The sequence below is a fragment of the Aphanothece sacrum FPU1 genome (assembly GCF_003864295.1).
In the GTDB taxonomy this organism is placed as follows: domain Bacteria; phylum Cyanobacteriota; class Cyanobacteriia; order Cyanobacteriales; family Microcystaceae; genus Aphanothece_B; species Aphanothece_B sacrum.
The window spans coordinates 302,380-327,822 of record NZ_BDQK01000001.1 but is presented as its reverse complement, the minus strand read 5'-3'; the positions used below and the strand labels follow the sequence as shown (position 1 = coordinate 327,822).

At 37.6% G+C, this 25,443-nt stretch carries 34 protein-coding genes, 1 tRNA gene and 3 pseudogenes; 17 read left to right on the top strand and 21 right to left on the bottom strand.

The window, feature by feature from the left end:
• The first annotated feature begins 112 nt into the window (after positions 1-112).
• From AsFPU1_RS01465 to AsFPU1_RS01455, 3 genes are read left to right on the top strand one after another with little or no spacing between them, the layout of a single operon-like run.
• Entirely contained in the window at positions 113-694 is a 582-nt protein-coding gene (locus AsFPU1_RS01465; protein WP_124970069.1) for a thioredoxin family protein, read from the top strand.
• A gap of 13 nt (positions 695-707) precedes the next feature.
• The gene (locus tag AsFPU1_RS01460; protein ID WP_124970066.1) at positions 708-1,496 is read left to right on the top strand and encodes an ABC transporter permease; all 789 of its coding nucleotides are present in this window, start codon (positions 708-710) and stop codon (positions 1,494-1,496) included.
• Positions 1,497-1,498: 2 nt separating this feature from the next.
• Positions 1,499-2,686, top strand: coding sequence for a glycosyltransferase (locus tag AsFPU1_RS01455; RefSeq protein ID WP_124970063.1), 1,188 nt, complete (start codon positions 1,499-1,501; stop codon positions 2,684-2,686).
• A gap of 103 nt (positions 2,687-2,789) precedes the next feature.
• Here AsFPU1_RS01455 and AsFPU1_RS01450 read toward each other — a convergent pair whose 3' ends face one another.
• The 3 genes and pseudogenes from AsFPU1_RS01450 to AsFPU1_RS01440 form a co-directional block, all read right to left on the bottom strand.
• A complete protein-coding gene (locus AsFPU1_RS01450) occupies positions 2,790-3,008 on the bottom strand; it encodes a hypothetical protein (RefSeq protein ID WP_125061024.1) in 219 nt (72 codons plus the stop codon).
• 149 nt (positions 3,009-3,157) lie between these two features.
• On the bottom strand, positions 3,158-3,334 hold the full coding sequence (locus AsFPU1_RS01445) for a helix-turn-helix domain-containing protein (RefSeq protein ID WP_124970153.1): 177 nt from the start codon (positions 3,332-3,334) through the stop codon (positions 3,158-3,160).
• Between the two features lie 20 nt (positions 3,335-3,354).
• Positions 3,355-4,155: pseudogene (locus AsFPU1_RS01440) on the bottom strand (RNA-guided endonuclease InsQ/TnpB family protein); the annotation flags it as partial.
• A gap of 418 nt (positions 4,156-4,573) precedes the next feature.
• On the opposite strand from AsFPU1_RS01440, the gene AsFPU1_RS01435 reads away from it, so the two are divergent.
• Positions 4,574-5,173, top strand: a complete 600-nt coding sequence (locus tag AsFPU1_RS01435; protein WP_124970057.1) for a Uma2 family endonuclease — start codon at positions 4,574-4,576, stop codon at positions 5,171-5,173.
• A gap of 182 nt (positions 5,174-5,355) precedes the next feature.
• On the opposite strand, the gene AsFPU1_RS01430 is transcribed toward AsFPU1_RS01435, so the two are convergent.
• The 6 genes from AsFPU1_RS01430 to AsFPU1_RS01405 form a co-directional block, all read right to left on the bottom strand.
• Positions 5,356-6,201, bottom strand: a complete 846-nt coding sequence (locus AsFPU1_RS01430; protein ID WP_124970054.1) for a M48 family metallopeptidase — start codon at positions 6,199-6,201, stop codon at positions 5,356-5,358.
• Positions 6,202-6,435: 234 nt separating this feature from the next.
• A tRNA-Gln gene (locus tag AsFPU1_RS01425) sits at positions 6,436-6,507 on the bottom strand.
• A gap of 314 nt (positions 6,508-6,821) precedes the next feature.
• The gene (locus tag AsFPU1_RS01420) at positions 6,822-7,682 is read right to left on the bottom strand and encodes a DNA-formamidopyrimidine glycosylase (protein WP_124970051.1); all 861 of its coding nucleotides are present in this window, start codon (positions 7,680-7,682) and stop codon (positions 6,822-6,824) included.
• An 18-nt stretch (positions 7,683-7,700) separates the two neighbouring features.
• The gene (locus AsFPU1_RS01415; protein ID WP_124970049.1) at positions 7,701-7,928 is read right to left on the bottom strand and encodes a photosystem I reaction center subunit IV; all 228 of its coding nucleotides are present in this window, start codon (positions 7,926-7,928) and stop codon (positions 7,701-7,703) included.
• Positions 7,929-8,068: 140 nt separating this feature from the next.
• Positions 8,069-8,716, bottom strand: coding sequence for a DUF6391 domain-containing protein (locus tag AsFPU1_RS01410; protein ID WP_124970047.1), 648 nt, complete (start codon positions 8,714-8,716; stop codon positions 8,069-8,071).
• 45 nt (positions 8,717-8,761) lie between these two features.
• Positions 8,762-9,082, bottom strand: a complete 321-nt coding sequence (locus AsFPU1_RS01405; protein WP_124970045.1) for a hypothetical protein — start codon at positions 9,080-9,082, stop codon at positions 8,762-8,764.
• 456 nt (positions 9,083-9,538) lie between these two features.
• On the opposite strand from AsFPU1_RS01405, the gene AsFPU1_RS01400 reads away from it, so the two are divergent.
• The 4 genes and pseudogenes from AsFPU1_RS01400 to AsFPU1_RS01385 all read left to right on the top strand — a co-directional run.
• On the top strand, positions 9,539-9,739 hold the full coding sequence (locus tag AsFPU1_RS01400; RefSeq protein WP_124970043.1) for a hypothetical protein: 201 nt from the start codon (positions 9,539-9,541) through the stop codon (positions 9,737-9,739).
• 336 nt (positions 9,740-10,075) lie between these two features.
• The gene (locus AsFPU1_RS01395) at positions 10,076-10,366 is read left to right on the top strand and encodes a hemolysin XhlA family protein (RefSeq protein WP_124970041.1); all 291 of its coding nucleotides are present in this window, start codon (positions 10,076-10,078) and stop codon (positions 10,364-10,366) included.
• Between the two features lie 4 nt (positions 10,367-10,370).
• A complete protein-coding gene (locus AsFPU1_RS01390; protein ID WP_124970038.1) occupies positions 10,371-10,640 on the top strand; it encodes a hypothetical protein in 270 nt (89 codons plus the stop codon).
• 99 nt (positions 10,641-10,739) lie between these two features.
• Positions 10,740-11,003, top strand: a pseudogene (locus AsFPU1_RS01385) (CHAT domain-containing protein); the annotation flags it as partial.
• Positions 11,004-11,402: 399 nt separating this feature from the next.
• On the opposite strand, the gene AsFPU1_RS01380 reads toward AsFPU1_RS01385, so the two are convergent.
• Entirely contained in the window at positions 11,403-12,086 is a 684-nt protein-coding gene (locus tag AsFPU1_RS01380) for a sugar transferase (RefSeq protein WP_124970036.1), read from the bottom strand.
• Positions 12,087-12,341: 255 nt separating this feature from the next.
• Between AsFPU1_RS01380 and AsFPU1_RS01375 the strand changes: the two genes are divergently transcribed.
• The 4 genes from AsFPU1_RS01375 to AsFPU1_RS01360 are packed head-to-tail and all read left to right on the top strand — an operon-like array spanning position 12,342 to position 14,659.
• Positions 12,342-12,536 carry a DUF8621 family protein gene (locus AsFPU1_RS01375; RefSeq protein ID WP_124970034.1) on the top strand — a complete coding sequence of 65 codons (195 nt, stop codon included), beginning with the start codon at positions 12,342-12,344 and terminating at the stop codon, positions 12,534-12,536.
• The gene (locus AsFPU1_RS01370) at positions 12,533-13,606 is read left to right on the top strand and encodes a DUF3326 domain-containing protein (RefSeq protein ID WP_124970031.1); all 1,074 of its coding nucleotides are present in this window, start codon (positions 12,533-12,535) and stop codon (positions 13,604-13,606) included. Before AsFPU1_RS01375 ends, AsFPU1_RS01370 begins: the two co-directional genes overlap by 4 nt.
• Entirely contained in the window at positions 13,599-14,192 is a 594-nt protein-coding gene (locus AsFPU1_RS01365; protein ID WP_124970028.1) for a CPBP family intramembrane glutamic endopeptidase, read from the top strand. Before AsFPU1_RS01370 ends, AsFPU1_RS01365 begins: the two co-directional genes overlap by 8 nt.
• 20 nt (positions 14,193-14,212) lie before the next feature.
• Positions 14,213-14,659: a DUF3531 family protein gene (locus tag AsFPU1_RS01360; protein ID WP_124970025.1), complete on the top strand. Its 447-nt coding sequence runs from the start codon at positions 14,213-14,215 to the stop codon at positions 14,657-14,659.
• A 210-nt stretch (positions 14,660-14,869) separates the two neighbouring features.
• Here AsFPU1_RS01360 and AsFPU1_RS22375 read toward each other — a convergent pair whose 3' ends face one another.
• Positions 14,870-15,034, bottom strand: coding sequence for a hypothetical protein (locus AsFPU1_RS22375; protein WP_172957395.1), 165 nt, complete (start codon positions 15,032-15,034; stop codon positions 14,870-14,872).
• Between the two features lie 116 nt (positions 15,035-15,150).
• A complete protein-coding gene (locus tag AsFPU1_RS01355) occupies positions 15,151-16,362 on the bottom strand; it encodes an RNA-guided endonuclease InsQ/TnpB family protein (protein WP_124970148.1) in 1,212 nt (403 codons plus the stop codon).
• Between the two features lie 66 nt (positions 16,363-16,428).
• Between AsFPU1_RS01355 and tnpA the strand changes: the two are divergent.
• Positions 16,429-16,833 (top strand): annotated as a pseudogene (tnpA, locus tag AsFPU1_RS01350) (IS200/IS605 family transposase); the annotation flags it as partial.
• A gap of 87 nt (positions 16,834-16,920) precedes the next feature.
• Here the strand turns inward: tnpA and AsFPU1_RS01345 are convergent.
• The 9 genes from AsFPU1_RS01345 to psb30 form a co-directional block, all read right to left on the bottom strand.
• On the bottom strand, positions 16,921-17,352 hold the full coding sequence (locus tag AsFPU1_RS01345) for a type II toxin-antitoxin system VapC family toxin (protein ID WP_124970018.1): 432 nt from the start codon (positions 17,350-17,352) through the stop codon (positions 16,921-16,923).
• Between the two features lie 118 nt (positions 17,353-17,470).
• Positions 17,471-17,590, bottom strand: coding sequence for a photosystem II reaction center protein J (locus AsFPU1_RS01340; RefSeq protein WP_124970015.1), 120 nt, complete (start codon positions 17,588-17,590; stop codon positions 17,471-17,473).
• A gap of 35 nt (positions 17,591-17,625) precedes the next feature.
• On the bottom strand, positions 17,626-17,745 hold the full coding sequence (gene psbL, locus AsFPU1_RS01335) for a photosystem II reaction center protein PsbL (RefSeq protein WP_124970012.1): 120 nt from the start codon (positions 17,743-17,745) through the stop codon (positions 17,626-17,628).
• A 9-nt stretch (positions 17,746-17,754) separates the two neighbouring features.
• Positions 17,755-17,889, bottom strand: coding sequence for a cytochrome b559 subunit beta (gene psbF, locus AsFPU1_RS01330; RefSeq protein WP_124970009.1), 135 nt, complete (start codon positions 17,887-17,889; stop codon positions 17,755-17,757).
• A 24-nt stretch (positions 17,890-17,913) separates the two neighbouring features.
• Positions 17,914-18,159: a cytochrome b559 subunit alpha gene (psbE, locus tag AsFPU1_RS01325; RefSeq protein ID WP_124970006.1), complete on the bottom strand. Its 246-nt coding sequence runs from the start codon at positions 18,157-18,159 to the stop codon at positions 17,914-17,916.
• Between the two features lie 93 nt (positions 18,160-18,252).
• Positions 18,253-19,245, bottom strand: a complete 993-nt coding sequence (locus tag AsFPU1_RS01320) for a photosynthesis system II assembly factor Ycf48 (RefSeq protein ID WP_124970003.1) — start codon at positions 19,243-19,245, stop codon at positions 18,253-18,255.
• Between the two features lie 175 nt (positions 19,246-19,420).
• Complete coding sequence (locus AsFPU1_RS01315; protein WP_124970000.1) at positions 19,421-19,768, bottom strand: rubredoxin; 348 nt, start codon at positions 19,766-19,768, stop codon at positions 19,421-19,423.
• A 391-nt stretch (positions 19,769-20,159) separates the two neighbouring features.
• On the bottom strand, positions 20,160-22,535 hold the full coding sequence (locus AsFPU1_RS01310) for a bifunctional serine/threonine-protein kinase/ABC transporter substrate-binding protein (RefSeq protein ID WP_124969997.1): 2,376 nt from the start codon (positions 22,533-22,535) through the stop codon (positions 20,160-20,162).
• Between the two features lie 250 nt (positions 22,536-22,785).
• Positions 22,786-22,905 (bottom strand): photosystem II reaction center protein Ycf12/Psb30, encoded by a 120-nt coding sequence (gene psb30, locus AsFPU1_RS01305; protein WP_124969994.1) that lies wholly within the window; start codon positions 22,903-22,905, stop codon positions 22,786-22,788.
• 150 nt (positions 22,906-23,055) lie between these two features.
• Here psb30 and AsFPU1_RS01300 point away from each other — a divergent pair, with 150 nt between their 5' ends.
• The 4 genes from AsFPU1_RS01300 (at position 23,056) to metK (ending at position 25,423) form a co-directional block, all read left to right on the top strand.
• The gene (locus AsFPU1_RS01300) at positions 23,056-23,418 is read left to right on the top strand and encodes a YkgJ family cysteine cluster protein (protein ID WP_501162110.1); all 363 of its coding nucleotides are present in this window, start codon (positions 23,056-23,058) and stop codon (positions 23,416-23,418) included.
• A gap of 11 nt (positions 23,419-23,429) precedes the next feature.
• Positions 23,430-23,726: a TMEM165/GDT1 family protein gene (locus AsFPU1_RS01295; RefSeq protein ID WP_124969991.1), complete on the top strand. Its 297-nt coding sequence runs from the start codon at positions 23,430-23,432 to the stop codon at positions 23,724-23,726.
• Positions 23,727-23,743: 17 nt separating this feature from the next.
• Positions 23,744-24,025, top strand: coding sequence for a TMEM165/GDT1 family protein (locus AsFPU1_RS01290; RefSeq protein ID WP_124969988.1), 282 nt, complete (start codon positions 23,744-23,746; stop codon positions 24,023-24,025).
• Between the two features lie 138 nt (positions 24,026-24,163).
• Positions 24,164-25,423, top strand: coding sequence for a methionine adenosyltransferase (gene metK, locus AsFPU1_RS01285; RefSeq protein ID WP_124969985.1), 1,260 nt, complete (start codon positions 24,164-24,166; stop codon positions 25,421-25,423).
• Positions 25,424-25,443 lie beyond the last annotated feature (20 nt).

Below are 25,443 nucleotides of genomic sequence, written 5' to 3'. Positions count from 1 at the left end.
CTGTGGTGATAAGTAAAGCTTATAAGAGGACTGACTTTATTTTATGACCACCAGCGTCAACTCTACTAAATTTAGTTAAACTATAAAGATATAAATTTTTGGAGATACTATCATGGCAAGAACTCTCTCAACTATGTTACCTTTAGGAACTAAAGCTCCTAATTTTTCTTTAGAAGACGTTGTATCTAATCAACTCATTTATTTAGAAATATTTAAGAACAAAAAAGCCTTACTTGTCATGTTTATTTGTCAACATTGTCCCTTTGTCAAGCACGTTCAACAAGAATTAGCTAAACTGGGACAAGATTATACAAAAGAAGGTTTAGGTATGGTCGCTATTAGTTCCAATGATGTAGCTAACTATCCTGATGATTCTCCCGCTAATTTAAAGGCAATGGCTCAAGAATTGGGCTTTAATTTTCCTGTATGCTATGATGAAACTCAAGAAGTTGCTAAAGCTTATACGGCTGCTTGTACCCCCGATTTTTTCCTCTTTGATGCTAACTATCAATTAATCTATCGCGGTCAATTGGATGATAGTCGTCCTGGTAATAATATTCCTGTTACTGGGGGAGATTTACGGGCAGCTATTGACAATATTTTAGCCGGAAAATCGATTAATTCTGCACAAAAACCTAGCATCGGTTGTAATATTAAATGGAAACCAGGGAACGAACCCCCTTATTATGGTTAATCTTGGCAGATAAATGGCGTTAGGTGGTGTAATTCAACTTGATACAGTCGATTTAGGTTGGTCTTTGGGAATTATGGCGATCGCGGTTGCCCTCTCCCGTTGGCAACGACTAGGATTAGAAACCCAGTTAGTATCAGCTACGGGGCGATCGCTGCTGCAATTATTGGTGGTAGGATACGTTATATCGGCTATTTTTGCCTTAAATCATCCCATACCCGTTTTAGGCATCATTGCTATCATGTTAAGCATTGCCGCTAAAGTGACGGAAAACCGCATCACTGGTAAGCTAAAGGGATTATTTCCTTTGATATGGCTGTCATTGTTCGTTAGTAGCGGTTTAACCCTTAGTTACACCCTAATTTTGATTATTCAGCCCGAAATTTGGTATTCTCCCCAATATTTAATCCCCTTAGCTGGCATGATTTTAGGCAATTCTATGAATAGTGCTTCTTTATCAGGGGAACGTCTATCAAGTGCGATCTCACAAAATTCTCTGGAGGTGGAAACCTATCTTTGTTTAGGTGCAACTCCTTCACAAGCGATCGCTAGTTATCGTAAAGAAGCGATTCGTCTGAGTTTAATTCCTACTCTTAATCAAATGATGGTAGTGGGAATTGTTAGTTTACCTGGGATGTTTACTGGACAAGTTTTAGCGGGTTCTGACCCCCTTAATGCGGCTTCTTATCAGATTTTAATTCTGTTTATGATTGCATTTACTAATATTATAACAGCAATATTGGTGACAGAAGGGGTTTATCATAAGTGTTTTAATCAACAAGCTCAATTAATTATTCATCGTTAATTATGGTCAATACTTTTATCATTATAGCAGGATTATCTTTTGTAATTTGGGTCTATCTATTATTATTTCGGGGTAATTTTTGGTTGGCTAATCAACGTATTAAACCACAAAAAAATACTTTAACTCATTATCCTTCTATTTGTACGGTTATACCCGCTCGTAATGAAGCGGATGTCTTACCTATTAGTTTAAAATCCTTATTAACTCAAGATTATCCTGGTGAATTTACTATCATTTTAGTAGACGATCAAAGTAATGATGGAACCGGAGAAGTGGCTAGAAAAATTGCCCAAAATACTGAAAGATCTAACCGTTTAATTGTCATCTCAGGACAACCATTAATGTCTGGATGGTCAGGTAAACTATGGGCCATAAAACAAGGAATTTGTCAAGCAAAAACACAAAATTTATCTCCTGATTATTTTCTCTTTACGGATGCTGATATTAAACATCATTCCACTAATTTAAAAGAATTAGTTACTAAATCAGAACAAGAAAATTTAGCTTTAACTTCTTTAATGGTACGGTTACGTTGTGATAGTTTTTGGGAAAAGTTTTTAATTCCTGCTTTTGTGTTTTTCTTTCAAAAATTATATCCTTTTGCTTGGGTTAATAATCCTAAAAATAAAATTGCAGCAGCAGCAGGAGGATGTATTCTTATTCGTCGAGATATACTAGAAAAAATTGGCGGTATTGAAATTGTTAGACAAGCGTTAATTGATGATTGTTCCCTCGCAGCAGCAGTTAAAGCTAATTTACAAAAAGATTCAGCAACTTCTGATCAAGGAATTTGGTTAGGGTTAAGTGAAAAAACCTTGAGTTTAAGACCCTATGATTCTTTAGGTACTATTTGGAATATGGTAGCAAGAACCGCTTATACTCAATTATATTATTCTCCTTTCTTATTAATAGGAACTTTACTAGGAATGGTGTTAGTTTATTTAGTTGCTCTTTTAAGTATTATACTAGGATTAATTATGGGAAATATGTTAATCTTAGGATTAGGATTAATGACATTATTATTGATGACTATTTCTTATGTACCCACATTAAATTTATATGAACTATCACCCTTATGGGGATTGACTTTGCCCGTGATTGGTTTATTATATAGTTTGATGACATTAGATTCAGCAATCCGTCATTGGCAAGGAAAAGGAGGGGCTTGGAAAGGACGAGTTTATCCCTAAAATAAGCAATTTTCGTAGGTTGGGTTGAGGTACGAAACCCAACACAGCACGACACAGGAGAAGGGTTTAGTTGGTTTTAACTATGGTGCAACCCAACCTACATTTAAGCAATAGTTAACCAATAATTGGATATTTCTTGAAATTCTCTGGAACTATATGAACCTATCCATCCACAAAGTTGACACTTAAATCCAAATAAGTCATTCTTGCGAAACTCGTAGAATTTGATATTATTAGACCGACAATGAGGACAAATACCTTCTAATACTATTTGGGTTAAATCTTGTTGTTTAGTTTCAGAAAAGCACTGCCCTAACATCATTTTGACCTTTAATACAGTGAGTAAGAATTTATGTTTTATGACTGTTCTCAAGTACCTTGAATATTTCAGGCGTTCCCTAAAACTATAAAACTCTGTACCTCACAAGTATGAGAACTGCTATATTATTATCAATTGTAAATTGTTCATTATCAATTGTCGAACAAACGGCTTAATTCCTTGTTAAGAATTTGATAGCATTCGCAGGCCTCATTGACTAACCCTTGGTAATCCAAAATTTTTATATGGCCTCGATGGTAATGTATTAGATCTAATTTTTGCAGCTTTCCCGCAGCATTCGTTACCCCAGAACGACGGATTCCCAACATCTGACCAATAAATTCCTGAGTCAAAGATAACTCATTGCTTTTAGGTTCAAATCTTCGGCAAATATTATTTGAGCTTGGTCACAAAGATGATGAGCTACTTGATAATGAAAGTTTTTACGAGTGTTGTAAATATGTTCATGAAGTCTAGCTACTTTTTGAATAGCTTTAAGTCGATTTTTAGACCCTTTTTGTTTTTTCGATAATCTTTTTTGTAGCCATTTAAGCTTACTTTGAAGTTCGACAAAAAACTTAGGTCTAGCGATTAATTCTCCCTGAGATGTTGCAATAAACTTGGAAAGTCCCAAATCAAGACCTAGAGATTTCCCTTGAGGTTTTTTATAAGGAATATTAACATCTGATTGAATACAAATAACAGCATACCAACCAGAAGCTTTTTTAACGATCTGAACTTGCTTAACAACAAATCCATCTGGGATAGGTCTGTGTAAATTAATCACCACAGAGCCTATCTTTGGTAATCTTAATTGATATCCAGTTACAGGGTTTTCTCTAAATTGAGGAAAGTTAATAGACCGAAACTGTCCATATTTCTTAAATCGAGGAAAACCAAAACTTCTTTTCCAAAAAAAGTTAAACGCTTTATCTAAACGCCCCATAACTTCTTGCAATACCTGAGACTGAACTCGTTTAATTTCTGGGTATTGCTGCTTAGCTTGAGTTAACTCTTTTTTCTGTTTATAATAGTCTCGAAAAGGTTGAGCGGCAGGTATAATATATTCAGACCGAAGACTACAAGCGTTAACCTGACACTTGCGAGAATTTATCCACTCTTTTCGTTCTGCCAAGGCATAATTATATACACCTCGACGTACGGCAAAATTCCAGCCGCCGTCCCCGACCCCAAGGGTTCGGCGGTACTCACCTACGGTTCGATGCTTCCGCCTGACCTATGGGGCGGGGCTTCTCGGCGAAAAGCTAACGCCATTTAAAACAATCCGTTTGCGTACAATGATTTTGTATCAAGAGTTCTTGTATCAGGTATGAGGGTGTGGCAATTTTTGTTTTTAATATTAGACAATGTATAATAAGTAAGCACACAAAATTAATGACACAAAAACTGTAGGGTGAGTAATGCCCACCGTGCAATTAATTTTATTTAGATACTTATTAAAGCTTCAAGGTCAAAGGATGGAAATTGAAAGTCGATCATGTTGTTGATTTATTCAATGTAATTATTAGTTCAAAAGAATAAGCTAAAGGAATTGAAACAAAAGTTCGATGACTTACTCTCTCACGAAAACATTAACCTTTGATGAATTCATTGTCCAATACGGCGATGATACCCGCTATGAACTAATTGACGGAGAACTACGGGACATGGAACCGACAGGGCCACACGAAGCAGTGGCCGGCAAGCTAACTGGTAGAATATGGGCTGAAATTTTCCGTTCTAATTTGAATTGGTTCATTCCCAAAAACTGTTTAATCAAACCCCCTGCTGCTGAAGCGACGGCCTTGCGTCCTGACGTGATTGTACTAGATGAAGACCAACTCAAAATGGAACCTCTGTGGCAGCGAGAACCGATTATCACCAATGGTAGAACTATCAAGTTAGTCGTCGAAGTGATCAGCACTAACTGGCAAGACGACTATGCCCGAAAGGTTGAAGAATACGCACTCCTCGGCATTGGAGAATATTGGATTGTTGATTATCGCGGACTCGGAGGGATAGTCTTTATTGGTAAACCGAAACAACCTACCTTCACGGTTTGTCAACTCAATGGGGACGAATATGAGCAGCAACCCTACAGGTTAGGACAAAATATCTTTTCCCCCCTGTTACCTAGTTTGTCACTTCGTTTGGATAATATTATCTAATACGGCGTTGCATCCCTGCGGGATGATTTATAATTAAGGAGGAATTTTTATGACAACGATAGCTATTGGAAAAAAAGAGATGTTATTTTTGTCAATAGGAATTTTTTAAACTAGGAGAAAATCTCAAATCATCCCGCAGGGATGCAACGCCTGCTTATTTAGGAAATTGGTATAATTTTTATTTATAAAAAACGGCGAATTTGTTGTTGATAAGCTTGATTATTTAGTCCATCCCCTTGATTAGCAATTTTGGGATCAATAGATTGACTTAAAGCTTTGACTCGTTGTGATGTAGCTGGATGGGTACTCAAAAAAGCAGGAGTTGCACCTCCTCCTTGCTGCATCAATTTTTTCATAAATGTTACCATGCCAATCGGTGCATAACCAGCCCTTTGTAGCGTTTTCAGCCCCACTTGATCAGCTTCTAATTCAGCTTCTCGACTATGAGGAAGATTAACCCCTAATTGCACCCCCAATTGTACAATATTATTTTCACTGAGTCCGGCCGCAGACATCAACCCTTGAGAAATAGCCACATCTCGCATTTGAGTAATAGAGTGACGTTGGGTAATATGACCAATTTCGTGAGCTACTACACTAGCTAATTCTGCTTCATTTTCAGCCGTAGCCATTAATCCTGTATTAATATAAACAAATCCTCCCATAGTGGCAAAGGCATTAACGGCATCATCATCAACTACTTGAAAGGTAAAAGGCAGTTTCGGACGGCTACTATTTTTGGCTAACCGTTGTCCAATACGTTGAACAGTCTGATTTAACTCTTTATTACGGGATATATTAGCCTGTCCACTATTAATTAATTCTTGATTAATTTGTTGCCCATATTTAACTTCTTGAGCATCAGATAGGGTAGATAATTGAATTACTTGTACACCTTGCAATATCCAATTGACCCAAGATTGACTATAACCCGGTTGAGGTGTAGTAATCACAATAGTACTAGCCATGACAACAGATAATAAGCCATAAAACCACCGACGGCGGAACCCTAAATAAGATTTAATCATAATTAAAACAGTTAAGAACTAAGACACAACATTGAGGTGAACCTGAGATTTTCTCTAGTTTTGTTCTAGTTTAGCAGTCCCAATCAACGGATCAAGTCTCAACTGTTACAGCTAAAAAATTGTCTGTTCTTTAGCCACTCCTGCTGAAGTAGGAAGGAACTTTTTAAAAGTTATCAGTTAACAGGGTCTAATATCCCCTTACTGATAACTGTTTACTGTTCACTGTTTTAATAACTGGGGTGCTAGGATTCGAACCTAGGGATGGCGAGACCAAAACCCGCTGCCTTACCACTTGGCGACACCCCACCGTTGTTACCTTTGTTATCATAGCAGAGTATCACTGTATATTGTCAAGATCTTTTTTGTGAAACAAGCAAAAATTTTTTGATGTTCTCTAACCTCGGTAGGGGTCAACAGCCGTTGACCCCTACATTATGTGGTTTTGTAGGGGAAAAATAGGGATTGCTTCGGGGGGAATAATCCCTATAAATGAGATTTAGTAAGTATTGCCCCCTCGCAATGACAGTCAAAAAATCAGCATTTTGGGTTAAGATAATTCATAATTCATAATTCATAATTCATAATTCATAATTCATAATTCATAATTCATAATTCATAATTCATAATTCATAATTTTTCTGGCATTGCGGACAAAAATGGGCTGATCTCCCCCCTAACTTCAAGCGTTCAATCGGAGTTTGACAAATACGACAAGGTTTATTAGTGCGTCCATATACCCAAGCCATACCCCCATAATTTCCATTAATACCTGTCACCCCACGAAAATCACTAAAAGTGGTTCCCCCTTGTGCGATCGCGGTTTCTAAGACTTCCACGATAGCCAGACGCAACCGTTCGAGTTGGTCTGGGCTTAAAGTGCGGGCCATAGTAGTTGGGCGAATGCCACTTTTAAATAAAGCTTCATCGGCGTAAATATTACCAATACCGGCCACCATCTCTTGATCAAGTAATAGGGTTTTAATGGGGCGTTGACGAGTCTTTAAGGTCTTAATCAAGTAATTCAAGGAAAAGTCAGTTGATAAAGGTTCTGGCCCCAATTTAGCTAAGGTAGGGATGATATTTTCTGGGGTGTGGGTTGGGGGAACCCACCAGACTTTACCAAAAGTACGAATATCCACAAATCTTAATTCTTGAGAGTCGCCACAAAACAGACGTAGACGAGTATGAGTTGATAAAGGGTCTTGTCGATTTACCCATAATAATTGACCCGTCATGCGTAGATGAACCCCTAACCATCCCCCTGAGTCCCCTGATGGTTTCTTGACGTGTCCGAGTAAATATTTACCCCGTCGTTGCCATCTGTCTATGGTGACATTGGTGAGATTATCTAAAAATTCAGTGATAGAAAAGGGGTAAGCAAGGGTGCGTTTTAGCAACACTTCCCCACCCCGAATGGTTTGTCCACAGGTCAAATGATTAAGACCTTGACAAACGGTTTCTACTTCAGGGAGTTCTGGCACTCTTAAACCCTGATAAAGTTATTTTTTAGCGGGGGCTGATTTAACGACTTCGAGTTCGCTTTCAGCAAAGTTATTTGTATTAATCCCTGTAGGACTGCCGCTAAAACCATTGTAATTTACTTTGTCAAAACGAACGATGACTGGATAGATGATACCAGCTTTATCCACACTGGCAACAGTGCCAACATCATTGTACCAGTAGGATTCTTTGCGCTTGATTCTAACGACATCTCCACGTTTAACCATGGGGGTTCTCCTTGATATATGGATATTGAAAAGTAACCTTTCTAAGTTGTCACCCTGTTGGATGAGATTACACAGGTTTCCTTTATCTATAAAAGCCTACTATTGGATCGGGACACATTGGTGTTTACAAATTTTAAGTTTTATTGCAAATCCCGCCAAGTCACTGAGACAAAATGGGCCGGATGTCCCCAGAAGTCTTGTGTTTTCGAGATATTCGTCAATTCCAAATTAAAAGGAATAGCGGTGGTTAAATACTTCTGTACGGACTGTCCTAAGTCAGGGGCAAGTTGGGCGGCCGCAGTGGTAGCGACAGCTAATCCTAGAATTTGTTCAATAGGCCCTCTCGGTAGCAGTAGAGAGGTTCCTAAAGCTAAACCAGTAGTTAATAACATGGTGACTGATAAATTCGTGCCACAGCGAGGATGTACCGCTAAATTCCATTCTCCTCGATTAAAACGTTCCAGGGCTTGTTTTACGGCTTTTTGCAAATCGGGATGATTGACTTGACCATACAAATAAAAGCCTTTTTCGGTAGATAGTCCTCCTAATGTTTCATTATCGGCTTGATTTGAGGAGTTAAATCCGTCAAAAGTTGAACGTTGGGCCATTTCACTTAATACCCAGACGGTAGCGTGTTCTAAGGCATGAACTTGACGCAACATTAACAGTTCTTTTAACCCAGGAATAAATCCGATTTGTTTAAGTAATTCTGTATCCTGAGTAGGTTGGGGTTTCCAGATGTCGAAATCCCAAAGATTATCAAGGGCAACATTAGTAGAAGTAGTCATAAGAGGGGGATAGGGGATAGAGATTTATTTATTGTCAACTAATATCTAATCTAAGGGTAATTCTCGCCAGTCAGCACAGAAGTCATCCCAACAGAGGATACCTTCTTGTTCAGGAAACCAGTCAGTTTGCTTGACATTAACCCATTGGTGGCTAAGATGACTCCATAATTGAATTCCGGTACCTAGATTCCGATAGTGGTGAACTTGCCCACTACGGGTGACAATTTTCCAGTTTAGTCCATTTTCTGGATGTTCAAATTCCATCGTCACCTGACAGCTTTCGGGAGACAGCAGTTGATTTCCTTGACGACGGTAACAAGTTGTTTGGTAGTTATTCTCCCGATTAACAGCCCCTATGTTAGTCATAATTATGATTGGTAACAGTGATAATAACTTTTTCAAATATTTCGCCCCTCTTATTGTAACTCTAGTTACTCTAAATTTCCTTTATTACTGATAAAATGCCTTGCTTTCGCTTTTTCAGTAGAAATAAATCTGACTGTATTTTTTGATACTAAATTTGCTTAATTTTTTTATTGATCTTGGTGATCCCTATCGGTTTTCCATATTTTACAAATTGTTAAGTAAACACATAATTGTTGAAGATTTCTGCATAGAATGAACATAGCAAAGGATTGTTTAAGAAACTTAGCAAAGTTTAACTAAATGCCTAACTGGATAATAAGATAAATGATCATTGATTTACAGGGATAACCAGTATTATTTTACCTCATCTATCATAGGTAAAAGTCCAGTAAATATTGCTGGATTTCGGCTTGATATCCCTTCCCGTTGCTCGAAAAGACATTACGAGGTATCTCAATGTACGAAGATTTTAACTACATCACAGACGATAGCTTTTTATCCAATTATTGGTGGCAAGAAAAAGTTGTGTGTCAGCATTGTCAAGGAAAAGGTAAATTAAGTATTGCTACTACTCAAGATAAGACGAGTCTTTGCCAGAGTTGTCAGGGGACGGGAAGGATAAAACGTAGTCAACAGAAGCATATCTCAGCCGCTTAGTGTAAGGTAGCTGATAGTTGAAAAATTATCAGCCCGATCTCTGGCTTATCTACTTAATAGTCAAATCAAATGGGTGAATTTTGTTATATATTATTCTCCCTTTTCCTCAATCATAGTTATAATCCCTAACCTCATCCTAGTCCTCATTCAACCATTCCCGTCATAATTAAGATAATGGACGAACAACACACCCAAGCTTATCTAAACCTGATTAATCAATTATTATTCTGCAATGATGGGGATGCAGGAAGGGAAAATTAGACGCAATGGTTGACACGCACTTGAGACAAAATATACAATAATACTGATAACCATCATTATTAGGAGAATCATCAGATGTCAGTTACTATTGAACAAGATCTGAAGGAAATTTTAGGTTCAATTAATCAGAAACTAGAAAAACTTGATAATCGTCTGAATAGTCTAGAAATTGGACAAGCAAGATTAGAGGAAAAAGTCGATGGTTTAGAAAAAGATCTTGAAAGTTTAAGAGAAGATACAAAGGAAATAAAAGGATCTCAAAAAGCACAGATTTGGACGTTAATCGGAATCTTGGGAACGGCATTATTAGGAACAGTCATTCGCTATATTATTCTCCCTTTTCCTCAAAATAATTTCAACCCATGAACGAATGACGGAGATTAGATTAGCTTATCCAAGCCTCATTCAATTATTATTAACTTTTCCTGAAGAACTGGCAATCTCCATCCTAAAAGGAAATCATAGCTTTATTGAAAGCGAAGAGCCAAACATCTTTGATGAGGGATTATTAGAAATAATGCTAGAACAAGTGCAATGGTTTTATCATTCAGGACAAGAAGATGCAGCGCGAAAGATGATGAATAGACCTCTTGCAAAAATATTTTATGCTGTAATTAGTGGCTATTTTTTGCCAATTTAACTGGCTCAGATGGACAAAATATCTGATTATTTTTGAATAATTGAGTTTTAGCGATCGCCGTCTAAAGAAAATAATTAAAAAAAAGACTTATACTTCACAAATTTAGAAGTTAATATTATCTCAACTTTATTTAATCAACGGGAAATTATCGCCAAAGATAACGCCACAAAAGACACCGTTATCACCAATTTAAAAGCCTCGGATAGTCATTGTCATCACTTCTCTTGTCATGGTGTTTTTAATCCTAATAATCCTCTAGAATCTGCCTTATTTTTAGCTAATAAAGAACCCTTAACTTTAGGCGAAATCTTTGAATTAAACCAAGAAAAGCTAAAGCTTATAAACAATCAGCCCGTAAATTAGTAGAAAATTCTGAAGAATATCCCTTTTAAAATCCTTATTATTGGGCTGCATTTTTCGCCGCAGGTCGATAAATATTAGGTGTAGGGGCATGGCGATATTAAATTATGGTAAAAACAATAACATTGATAATGCCATGCCCCTACAATCAATCAGGACGGATTTATTTAACTTATTTGTGAGCATCATAAATCCTGTAAAAAACCCGCCCCTACAAAAACCCTACCCTACAAATTTTATGTAATTAATTTTGTCTACCTACATACAAAGGTTTTAGGGTTCGTAAATGTCCTAACCTTAATGCGTAGTGCTATATCCCATCTTTAATAATTAAAAGATTGGCTATCAATATGTATAACCAATCTTTTTGTTTATCTATTTATCTTACTATTAAATAAGTTTCTAACAAGCACCACTCTTATTAAAAACTACCTGTATGGTTTTAAAAATTAAACTTAAATCGTAACCTAAAGACCATTTACGTTGATAATCAATATCCATTTTAACGATATCTTCAAAATCTTTAACTGTCGAACGTCCGTTAACTTGCCATTCTCCCGTAATTCCTGGTTTAACCTTCAGACGTTCCCAATGATGAGGGTCATATTTTTCCACTTCATCAACTGTCGGGGGACGAGTTCCCACCAAACTCATATCACCTACAAGTACATTCCAAAATTGAGGAAATTCGTCAATACTAGTACGACGTAAAAACGCCCCTAAACAAGTTATACGCGGATCATTAGTATTCTTGAAAATATGACCACTGGCCTCATTTTTGACTAAATGCTTCATTTTATCCGCCCCTACTACCATTGAGCGAAATTTCCAAATACGAAAAGGACGACCATGTAACCCACAACGTACTTGACTATAGAGTAACGGGCCAGGATCAGAAATAGCCATAGAGATGGCAATAGGAATAGCAATTATCATAGTAATGCCTAGTCCAAATAACCCACCCACAATATCTACGAGTCGCTTAACCTTGCTTTTAATAGAAGGATGAAGGGAACGCAATAGATACTGATACTGAGTCAACCGTCGTTTGTAAGAGTCTTCAAGTAGATAATTATAGGCAGTCATGGCTTTTAAATAGATAAATTTAACTCTCTGATAACCACAATAACGGGCCGATGTTTGAGATAGTGTATACGTTAGTGTTACCGTTGTATAACTTAGTGTATAAGATAATCAAAATAAGTTATACAATAGTACAAAAAGATATAACATCTTCTAATGTGGGGTCTTAAAATTTGTGGTGTAGAGCTTAATATTGTGTTTTACCCCTACTAAACTGCTGATAAACTAGATAAGAATCTAGCAATGAGTTGAGTAACCATGACCACCCATTTTATTACGGCTGAAATTGATCTTCTAGAAAATCCTCTCAAACTGCAACAAGTCATTGAAGCACAATTACAACAAAAAGGACAACCCCTACGTTGGGCGATTACCCAAGTCGATCAAGACACGCAAAAAGTACAAATTGAAGCTATTGTCACCACAGAAGAACCTATTCAGTCAATTGTGTGATTGATCGTCCTTACACCACTGTTTTAATCGTTCCTACGGGTATTGGGGCTGCTATGGGGGGTTATGCGGGGGATGCTATCCCTATCGCTAGGGCCATGGCTCAAATTAGCGATCGCCTGATTACTCATCCCAATGTTCTCAATGGGGCCCAATTGTATTGGCCTATCCCCAATGCCTTGTATGTTGAAGGTTATGCACTTGATCGTTTTGCTAAAGGAGACTGGGGACTACAATCAGTACATCAAAACCGCGTCGGACTCATTTTAGATCAGGCTATAGAACCTGAATTACGAGTCAGACATCTACAAGCGGCTGATGCCGTGAAAGCAACTTTAGGCTTAGCTGTGACCGATTATATCATCACGGATGCCCCTTTAAAGGTAGAATTGCGTACAGCACCTTCTGGAGCCAGTTGGGGAACAATTGGTAATCCTGATAGTCTTCTACGAGCGGCTGAACAGTTAATTACTCAAGGGGGGGCCCAAGCGATCGCGGTTGTTGCTCGTTTTCCTGATGATGTAGACAGTTTAGTATTAGATAACTATCGTCATGGTCAAGGAGTTGATCCCTTAGCAGGAGCAGAAGCGGTCATTTCTCACCTAATTGTCCGTCAATTTGGTATTCCGGCGGCCCATGCTCCTGCATTGAAACCGTTGCCCCTTGATCCGACTATTTCCCCCCGTGCAGCCGCCGAAGAATTAGGCTATACTTTCTTACCATGTGTTTTAGTGGGATTAAGTCACGCCCCTCAGTTTATCATTCCTTCAGACCATTCTCAGTTACCTAGTGATGGAATTTGGAATAATCAAGTGGATGCAGTGGTTATTCCCTATACAGCTTGTGGTAGCAGTGCTATTCTGAGTTTTAGTCAGGAAAAATCCCTAATTATTGCTGTGGAAGAAAATCAGACTCAATTAAATGTTACCCCCGAATCTTTAGGAATTAAAGTTATTAAGGTACACTCATATTTAGAGGCCTTAGGGGTTTTAGTGGCTCACCGTGGCCGAATTAGTCTTGATGCCTTGCGACCTAATCTTTCATCTATTAATTGTCTCAAAATCTGTGACTAATCCTAACTCATCTGATCTCGAACCCTTGACTCGTACCCAAATTCTGATAGTCATGGGGGTAACAGCTATTATTTTGTTAATTATTGCTAAAGTTTGGCAAAAATTAGGATCTATCTCAATTTTAGAGACTGAATTGACTTATAAAGCTTGTTTATTGGGTTTGGCAATATCAGGAGGAATTATTCTAGCTAGTAGTATTATTTATCGATTATGGCCAGCTTATCGTCAAAGTGCAGATAATTATCTAGAATTAGTAATTAAGCCTTTAATTTGGCCTGATATTATTTGGTTGGGATTGTTACCAGGATTAAGTGAAGAACTCCTATTTCGAGGGGTAATGTTACCAGCTTTGGGATTCAATTTAACTGCCGTAATTATATCAAGTTTAGTGTTTGGAATACTCCATTTAAGCAGTATTCAACAATGGCCTTATGTGGTTTGGGCTACTATTGTCGGATTTGTTTTAGGCTATAGTGCCTTGATTACAGGCAATTTAGTAGTTCCCATTGTGGCCCATATTTTGACTAATTTAGTGTCGAGTAGTTTCTGGAAACTTGATAAATCGGCTCAACTTCCCTCATCATAATCAGTTATTTATTAGTTACTATGGAAGTCACATTTAGAGAATTTAATCCCTTTGATTTATGGATTTGGTTAGAATTTGAAACTACTCCTTCTCCTATGGAACAACAATATGTAGAGGAAGTGTTTAATTCTTGGTTTTATTTAGGAAAATTAGGGGCATTCAATGCCGAAAATTTACAAGTCCAAGATACAGGAATTGAGATCAGTTATATGGATTATGATACAGATAATGCTAATAGTATTATGATGGCTCCTATGCACAATATGGCAGAATTTCAGTATGAAGAAACCTGGGGAAGATGTTGGATTGATTTAGGAACCAGTGATTTAATTGGTCTTGATATTTTGATTAATGCCTTGAATCAATTAAATAAAGAATATGTAACTATTAAAAGTTTAATTATTGGGGGTGAAAATGAAGATTGGCCAGTAGAAAATAAGCGTGATGCAATGTTTGCTGAGTCTTAAATTATGACAAATGATAGACCTTAACTCGCTCAGAGTTAAGCTATACAAACAAAGGTTGTCTACGCAACCTAGAATGGCTGTCCGCCCTCGTCGGACGCTCGTTTTTATAGAATAAGGCTTTAGCCTTTTATTAATTATTAGTTTAGCATAGTTTGTCCTTCTCCTAATTTTCTTACAATGCCAAACCTGATTGCTACATTTATATTGCTATCATTTTGTAGTTAACTTAGCTTTTTTTTGATGTTCTAAGTGATATTGTTTTTGTAATTCAAGATAATAGTTAATTAATTTTTTAGGCTCATGAGCATTATTTTCAGATATTTGATGACGCACATCTCTAATAATTTGAATGGCTGGATCATCTGGTATAATCATGTTAATTCTCCCATCAATTCTAATGGTGTTACCAGCAAAGGGATATTTGACACTCCCGCCGTTAACCGCTTGGGCGGTCTAACGGGGGATTCTTGCATCACAGACTCTTAGCTAGATCAAAGATTCGTTAATTGTTTGACCCCCGCCAGACCGTCTCCACAAGCATTTTCAGTAATCATTACGGACTGTCCGACCGCAATTTTTCCTCTGTATTTAATTACTTTTGCCGCCGCAGTATCACGATTTTCTTGATGTCCACAAAACTGACAATCATGCAAACGTTGATTTAACTTCTTTTTGCCCGTCATTTTATGGCATTTAGGGCATTCTTGAGAAGTTCCATTCTTGTTGACTTTTAGATAAAACTTATTTCTTTTCCAAGAGATATAAGGCAAAATTTCATTAATGAATTGTCCTATCCCTGATTCGAGAGAACGTTTACGAACAATTCCTCGACTCCAAGAATTAAAGTTAATATCTTCAACAAAAATATTGTCGGCTTTATCGCAAAGGTAATGAGCTAATTTAAACTGCCAATCACGACGAGTATTAGCTACAGATTCATATAAACGAGCTATTTTTCTTTGGAGTTTTAACCAGTTGTTAGAGCCTTTAATTTTATGTTTTAAGCGTCTTTGTAGCCATTTAAGCTTACGCATTGCCTTTAACAAAAATCGTGGGGCTTTGATTAATTCTCCTAAATTGGTAGCCATGAAACTTTCAATTCCCGCATCAATTCCTAAACTGGTTTTGCCAACTACTGGGTCTGGACATTCTTCGTATTGTTGAAAAGTAATCATCAAGTAATAACCACTAGCTTTCTTGACAATACGAGCTTGTTTTGCCTCAAAACCAGTAGGATATTCTCTTGATTGTCGAATGTTTACCCATCCAAGTTGAGGTAATTTAACTTTTCCATTAGCCAAACAATTTTTTAGCATGGCAGGAAAAACAAAACTACGCATTACCTTTTTAAATCTAGGAAACCCGTTTCCTTTTGCTTTCATGTCAGTAAAAGCTTTATCTAGTGTTTTAAGCGTTTGCTGTAACACTTGAGCATTAACAGACCTTAAACTTTCTAAGGATTGTTTGGCAATGGTTAAGGCTTTAGCTTGAACAAAATAATTCGGATAGGGAGTATCAACGCCGAATATGTACTCAGAAATAATTGAGCAAGCATTCACAGGTGATTTACGGCTTTTTAGCCAAGCTTTTCTTTCAGCTAAACCAAAATTGTAAACTCTACGACACACCACTAAAATATTTTCTATCTCTTGGGTTTGTTGACAAGTCAATTTTAATTTGAACTGGTAAGTTAGCGTAATCACAGATTGCTTCATTTTTTGGCGGTACGATTATCATTGTAGAGTTACCGCTTAAATATGTCAAGTGATTACAACAAAGGTTACAGGTCTGTATACAAACTTACCGTTCACATTGTATTTGTAACAAAATACCGTAAAAAGGCTATTTCGGCAGATATATTGAACCAATTAAAGACTATTTTTCAAGAAACACTTGATAAATGGGAATGTCAGTTGCTTGAGTTCAACGGAGAACCTGACCATGTTCATCTTTTGGTTAGCTACAAACCTGAAATATCTTTGTCTAAGTTGATTGCTAACTTAAAAACGGTTAGTAGTCGTCTTATTCGACGTGACTTTCCTTTTTTGTCTGGTAAATATTTTTACAACAAACCCTATTTTTGGACTGGGGCTTATTTTGTTTCTAGTTGTGGAGGCGTAACTGTTGAACAACTTAAAAATTATGTTGAAAATCAAAATTCCCCTAAGAAATAAGGACTCCCTACGGTCGATTTATTTCTTGGCAAAAATTCATCTCACCGTTAACCGCTTAGGCGGTCTAACCGGAGTCCTCTTTTTGCATTAAGATAGTCCAAGCATAACATTAACTCGTCTGATATGTCCAAATTTATTGGCATTGGCTAAGTGACGACAATTCCAAGTTAAGAGAAAATCACATTTATGATAGGATGCAAGAGCAAGATGGAGAGCATCACCTAATGGATCATTCGGCATAACTTGATTTTGGATATAGATTTCTACAATCTCAATAATATCTGGCTCAATCTCTAATAAATTTATATTATTAAGCAGATTAATAGTTTGTTCTTTACTAGAAAAATTGCCTTTATTAAGTTCATCTAAAACGGCGATACTGGTAACGAGTTCATATTGATGACTTATCTCATCCCACCAGAAACGAGTCCATTCTCTACGCGCTATCATATCAGGTTCAGTTCTGATTTCATAATAAAAACTAGGGATACTCGTTTCAATATAAATTTTTGATGTCATTTATTCTCTCCAGTGTTAAATTATCCTAAAAAACACCGCCTATTTAGATAAACAGGCGGTTTAATGTCTTCCCAACTAATTAACAATTAAATCATTGGGAATATTGATAACTTAACCTTTACATCGAAGATCCTAAACCAGCGTAAGCACCGTAAAAGAACAGGCCAAGTACACCAAGCGCACCTAAACCAGCAACGACACCGACGATCCACAAGGGAATTCTACCTTCTGCAAACATGATTTTACCTCCTACTTATTATCGAAAAAATCCAATTAATTAAAGAAATAACTGGAGAATAGAACACCAAGAACTGCAATCAACAGTAAACCCAAAAATAGGGAAGTACGATTGAGTTCAACCGGTTGTCTGTTGGGGTTCGTATTTCTGTCCATGAATAACTCCTATCTTTGAATAAACTGCATAGCGGCGATCGCACCAACAAAGAAAACTGTAGGTACAGCTAAGGTATGAACCGCTAGCCATCTAACGGTAAAAATAGGATAAGAAATAGGTTGATTGGGATTGTTACTGGTCATTGTTTAAAACCTCTTCTACACTAACTATTTGTTAAATTCTTGGATTTGTTCCCCAGCTTCATAGCGTTTGAGAATAATGGGAAGTTCTTGCCGATCTTGGGTAAAGTATTGATCAGGACGGGGTGTCCCAAACGCATCATAAGCTAACCCTGTGCTAACAAACAACCAACCAGCAATGAATAACATAGGGATGGTGATGCTATGAATAACCCAATAACGGATACTTGTAACAATATCAGTAAATGGACGTTCTCCGGTACTACCTGACATTAATGTTCTCCTAATGAAATTAATTACAAATGGCAAAATCTAGTCTACTACGATCTGAAACGGACTTGTTATTTTACGATCAGATCAAAGTATTTAAGCTGCTTGAGTGGACGGCTCATATTTGAGCAGAATTCCATTTTGTCCTAATACAAATCCTCGATCTGGACTTAAAAAGACAATTCTATAAAGATTCGAGGGTACTTTTTCGAGTTCTCTATCTTTGAGCCAACTAACTCCCTTGTCTCGACTTACTAATAAGTTGCCACTGCCGCCAGCAACCCATAGTTCCTCTGAAGTTCGGTAAGCTAAGTCTAATAATCCCCAACTGGTGGCAAATTCAGGGTAGATTGCCTCTTGCCACTCTTCTAGATCATCAGGGTCACTGAATTGAATCTGTCCGCCTCTGGCAAGTAACCATAGACCTCCTTCTTCAGAATAACCCATTTTTTGCAGTCTTCGAGACGAATTACGATTGTGGGGTGTCCACTCACTTTGTCCCGGTTCCCAAGTAGAATAGAAATTTCCCCTTGCTGAAACCGCTACATATTTTCCATCAGGCGATCGCGTAATGGTACGAGCCACGCCGACAGCACCTTCTACTAAGGCTTTCCAGGTTTTACCACTGTTCGTGGTTTTGTAGATAGCCCCTAAATCTGTAACCATTTCAGCCGTTTGAGGGCCTAAAGCCACTACCCCATAGGGTGCGCCAGGGAGTTTTTCACTTAAAGGAATGCGTGACCAAGTTTGACCACCATCTTCGGTATGAAGTAAAATACCGGGTTTTCCGGTAATCCATCCTTCTTGTTCATTAAAGCTCACTCCAGTAAAACTGGCTTTTTCCTCTCCAAGATCAAGCTTACGCTCTTGCCAAGAGTCGCCCCCGTCAGTGGTTTCAAATAAAGAAGCTTTAGTTCCCACTAACCAACCATGTTGGACATCATCGGTAAAGGCCAAATCAGCAAAGGTGGCTTCTGTCTCTAAAGAGATGGGTTTCCAAGGATTGATGCTGGTAGAGGGGACGTTGCTACAACTGAAGCAAAATAAGGAAATGGCTAATAATATTACGATTTGTTTCAGGTTTCTCATGAAGACATTCATAAACATCTTAAGGATAGAGCGAGGCAAATATACCGCTAGGCGGAAAGCAAAAGGCAAAAGGCAAAAGGCAAAAGTAGGATACAAAAAGGTTTGCTGCTTTTACCAACGTCCTAACCTGTGCTTCTACTGCGATAACTCAGATTGTGGGTTAAACAGAGATTTTTTAGTTTAAACCGTACAAACTGAGGAAAAACAGAAAAAACAATGCTAAACATCCAAAGATTAACAGATTTTTCTGTCCTGGAGTCATGCGATTAACGCCAAACCCATAGTTGAGATTATCCTGGAAGCCAGAGGGGGCATTGCTGGCCCCAATATTGCTAAATTGTTTAGTAGGGGCCCCACAAACAGGACATCGCCAGTCATTGGGCAATTCTTCAAAGGGAGTTCCTGGGGAAATATTCCCCTTTCCATCCCCTTTGAGGGGTTCGTAAACATAGCCACATAGACGACATTCATGGTTGGCTGGGGCTAGTTCAGCCAACGTTTGTTCTTTGGGTCGCTCAGTCATGGCTCAAAGAAAGCAAATATTAAAATCTATGTTACAAATTATCGCACAAAGTCTAACCTGTTAATTGGTCTCTTTAACACGGTGGCTTACGACGCGCCCTAAAACTTATTAGTTTTCCGGTCAAAATCGTTGCCGCGTCTAACCCATCCTACGAATCATAAGTTTTACTTATTAAGTACCGTCCGCAAAATTAATTGCACAGTCAAGGCGCGGGTTTTGATATAGTCGTAATGGTTGAGTAACAAGGGTAAGGGCGGGTTTATTTAATTTTTTGGTGAGAATCATTGATTTATGTAAAAAACCCGCCCCTACAAATTTTGTGTAATTAATTTTGTTTACCTACTTACTACACCGGCGGAAGATCTAATTTTTTTTATCAATTATCCATTAATTACTGACATTTTAATCCGGCAGCTTCGGCCGAAGTAAACTTATTAGGAATAAATAAATAGCCATAAGGGGAACATTTTGTTGGCATAACTTTGACTAATTCAACAATTTTCTCATGGCGATTACCACTTAACTCAAAACTAATTTCTCCCGTTGCTCCTTGAGTTTGAAAATCAGGTTTTTTTAAGCTAAGATAAAGTAATTCTCGTCGAATTATTGGATTAAAAAAACTTTCTATTTTTTCTTTGAAACTGAGAGAAAATTGACTTTCCAAACCCACTGATAAAACACGAGCAGCATCATAAGCCATGGCTGTTCTAGAACTAACTTCGCTTCCCCACAACTGGTTAGCAAAATTACTGAAATTTTGATTATTACTTCCTAAATAATGCCAAGAAATAGTCACTATTATTCCCTTACTTAAAGCTCTTTCTTGGAGAATATCTGTGCTGTCAAGACTATTTCCTCCTACAATTAAATAACGTCCTTTATTAGCACGAATTACCTTAAGAGCATTAGAAAAAGCATAAGGATTAGATTTAGCATCAGGGAATAATACCAAGCTCGTTGCTCCCCTTTTTTGTGCTTGACGAATCGCTGCTTCAGCATCAAAAATAGGTTTAGCTAGATCAACTTGTTTAACCACTTGTCCATTTTGTTCATCAAAACTAATTAAAAATCTTTCATGTAGAGAGCGACTATAAGCACTATTGGGATTATAAAAAACAACTACTTTATCTTTTTTTGCGACTTGAGAGAGATAACGAGCTAAGACTTCTGCACTTACACTATCTTGAGGAATAGTCCGCAAAAATCTCGAATTTTCTTCGGTTAAACTTTCAGCCGTGCTAGTAGGAGAAATAACTGTCAAATGGTTAAGATCATATATAGGTAAGGCAGCACGAGTATTCTCACTGGTATAGTGACCGATAATTCCTAAAATTTCTCCTTGTTCTGATAATTTAGTGGCTATTTCTTTGGCTTGTTCAGTTTCATTATAATCATCACCTAACACTACCCGTAATCCATAACCTTTAATGCTACGATTACGGTTAACTTCTGTTTGTAATTGAGCAACTCCTCGTAAAATTTCTTGACCTGAATCTCCTCCATCAGAGGGGTTTCCTAAAGGAATAGCCACCCCAATCGTATAAAATGGCACTTTTTCTGCTTGGAGTTGAGCATTATTAAGATAAATCAGAATTTCTGGATCAGTTGGTATTTTTTGACGGGCTTTTTTTAGCCAAGTAACTGCTTCTTGATACCGTTGATTAGCATAAGCTTTAACTCCTTCTTGTTTTTCGGGCAATGTAACAGTTTTAATTAAACTTTCTTCCCCACAACTGATCTTATCTCCTATGATTAAAGGACAGGTAGTAGGAATTAATTGATTTACTCTCCAAACCCCCAGGATAACCAGAGTTGCTCCGACTCCCCACCATACTTGACATTTTAAGTTTATTGTAGGGAATAAGGGCTTAGATTTGGCCGGTTTTTTAGAAGATAAGGTAGAAATCCCAGAAGCAGAAAGCTGACGTAGTTCTTGTAACGCTTCTACTGCTGAATAATAGCGATCGCTAAAAAGATAACCCACCATTTTATTGAGAATGTGGTCTAATTCTGGGCTAATATTAATCATAGGACGGTCTGAAGTTGCATAACGCCAAATAATATTACCTGTGTTGGGATCAGTGGGTAGGGTTCTCGGATGTAAACCAGTTAAAGCTTGAATACAAATCATCCCTAATGCATAGAGATCACTATTTAGCTGAGGGTTTCCCCGTTGTTGTTCCGGGGCCATATATCCAGGAGTTCCGATAGCTTGGGTAATATTAATCACCCCTTCGGATGTAATAGCTATACTATTGAGTTCTTTAACCGCTCCAAAATCAATTAGTACAATTTTCTTGTCACTGTTTCTTCGTCTGAGATTAGAGGGTTTAATATCACGATGGATCAAATTTTGCTGATGAACAAAGGCTAAAACCTCTAAGATATCTTCTAATAATTGGAGAATATCTGATTGATTCATGGGTAAACGTCCTGTTCCTATTTCTTCGGACAGATCGTGACCCTCGATGTATTCTTGAATGAGGTAAAATTTGTTATTTTCAGCAAAATAGTCAAATAGTTCAGGAATTTGGGGATGTGTCCCCAAACGAGAAAGACTTTCTCCTTCTCGATTAAATCTTTTTTTGACTTCTTGTAAGATATTAGCATCGGAAGATTGAGGGGCAACAATTTCTTTGACTGCACATAGGGGATGACTTGACTTTTGTAAATCTTGAGCTTTATAAGTTCTACCAAATCCGCCTCTTCCGATTTGAGCTATGATTTTGTAGCGTTTGTGAAGGACATCCCCTGAATTCAAACACATAGCGGTTTCTGCGGGTTATTTATACGGGTAATCTATATATTAACTTGAATATTTTGCTCAGTTAATTATTGCCATATTAACACTAAAATTACCCAGATAGCCCTTTTAGCTGATCAATGCCATAATCATCAAAAAATACCTCCCTTAAGGTTAAGGAAGGTATCCATAAGAACCCAAAGGGTTATTTTTAACAGTTATCAGTTAAAAATTTTGATAATTGATAACTGTTCACTGATAACTGTTCACTGATTTAAAGATCACCACCCCGAAACGCTAACAAAAAGATGACGACGGGGCCTGCGATCACAATCAATGACAAAAAGGTTAATTGAAAAATAGGTTCTAGATTTAAGGCGGCTAATAACTCCATGTTTTCTCCTGACTATACCCAATCGATAAAGTTTTGGGACTGAATATCAAAAAAACCATAGTCTATAATACCCTGGGAAGGCTTCCCTCTTTTTCAGTAACAATATAAAAACATATAAAGTTTTGTGACAATCTTGGAGGTTAATCTATCATGACGTTGGAAACTTGGCAATGTGTAAAAGGCTGTGGGGCTTGCTGTCACCTCGATCCGAGCGATCGCCCTGACTTAGCCGAATATCTCACCCCTGAAGAAATGACCCATTATTTAAGTTTAGTGGGAGAAGGGGGATGGTGTATTAATTTTGATCATCAGAAGCGAGACTGTCGTATTTATGAACAGCGGCCTCGTTTTTGTCGAGTAAAACCTGATATTTTTGAGCAAATGTATGGTATAGAAAGAGAGGAATTTAACGAATTTGCTATTGATTGTTGTCGTCAACAGATTGAAGGAGTTTATGGGCCAGATAGCACAGAAATGCACCATTATAATCAGGAAATCATTAAGGACTCTTAAATTAATTAATCATGAATACTGAAAAATCATGGACTTTTTGGACAGTTTTTAGTTCTACTTTTTTGACTATATTTTTAGCCGAAATGGGAGATAAAACCCAATTAGCCACTCTGTTAATAAGTGCGGAATCTCAATCCCCTTGGATCGTTTTTGCCGGTGCCGCTACTGCCTTAATATCCACCAGTTTATTAGGGGTATTAATTGGTTATTGGCTGGCCCGTCGTTTATCTCCCAAAACTCTTGATTTATTCGTGGCTTTATTATTATTATTTATTACCGGGTTACTGATTAATGATATTATTAGTTAAAAAATAGGTAATTAAATATGGATTGGCAACTATTTGGATTGAGTTTTGTGACAGTATTTTTAGCTGAAATTGGAGATAAAAGTCAAATTGCGGCTATTGCCTTGGGAGGAAGTTCTAATTCTCCTCGTGCGGTTTTTTTTGGCTCAATTACGGCGTTAATTTTAGCCAGTTTTTTAGGAGTAATAGCGGGCGGAAGTATAGCGCAAATATTACCTACTAAAGTATTAAAAGCAATTGCGGCTATTGGCTTTGCTTTAATGGCTTTGCGACTGCTTTGGCCAGATCTAGAAGAAAATTAACTATTAATAAAAGCCTCTTTCAACTCAATGAAAGTCACTGTAAGCTAAAACCGTGTAGTTAAATTTTGATTTTAGGGTGTATGATGATATTTTAATCAAAACTTTATCTTGTATCGTTAGTTAGAGAGGGTCAGGAAATTGTCTCGTCGTTACCTATTTACGTCTGAATCTGTTACTGAAGGTCATCCTGATAAAATCTGTGACCAGATCTCCGATACCATTATAGACACCTTGCTCTACCATGACGATCAAAGTCGAGTAGCTGCTGAAGTGGTTGTTAATACTGGTTTAGTCCTAATTACCGGAGAAGTCACTACCAAAGCAAATGTTAATTTTGTTGAATTAGCTCGCAAGAAAATTGCAGAAATTGGTTACACTAATGCAGATAATGGCTTCTCTGCTAATAGTTGTGCCGTCTTAGTCGCTCTAGACGAACAATCTCCTGATATTGCTCAAGGTGTCACTCAAGCTCACGAACAACGCCACTCTCTGAGTGATGATGAATTAGATCGCATTGGTGCAGGCGATCAAGGCATTATGTTTGGTTATGCTTGTAATGAAACCCCTGAATTAATGCCTTTGCCTATTAGTTTAGCTCATCGTTTCGCCCGTCGTTTAGCGGCAGTGCGGAAAATGGGTGAATTGCCCTATTTACGGCCTGATGGTAAAACTCAAGTCTCTATTGTCTATGAAGATGGTATTCCTGTTGGCATAGATACTATCCTCATCTCCACTCAACATGATGAAACCATTGACTCTATAACAGATAATGACGCGGTTCAAATCAGAATTAAGTCAGATCTCTGGGATGCTGTGGTTATTCCAGTTTTAGGGGATATTAATATTAAACCAAGCATTGATACCCGTTTTCTGGTTAATCCTACAGGAAAATTCGTTATTGGTGGCCCTCAAGGAGATGCGGGGTTAACCGGACGTAAAATTATTGTTGATACCTATGGCGGTTATTCTCGTCATGGTGGTGGTGCATTTTCTGGTAAAGATCCCACAAAAGTTGACCGTTCTGCTGCTTATGCTTGTCGTTATGTGGCTAAAAATATTGTAGCTGCTGGTTTAGCTGATAAGTGTGAAGTACAACTGAGTTATGCGATCGGGGTTGCTCGTCCTGTGAGTATTTTAGTAGAAACTTTTGGCACTGGCAAGGTAGATGAAACCAAGCTATTAGACGCGATTAACGAACTGTTTGAATTGCGTCCTGCGGGCATTATTCAGTCTCTAAGCTTGCGTCAACTGCCTTCACAACGGGGTGGACGTTTCTATCAAGATGTGGCTGCTTATGGTCATTTTGGACGGGATGATCTTGATTTACCTTGGGAAGCAACTGATAAAGTCGCCTTACTCAAAGAGATGTTATCTATTCCTTTAACAGTGGGTATTTAAACCTCAATAAATTATCATTT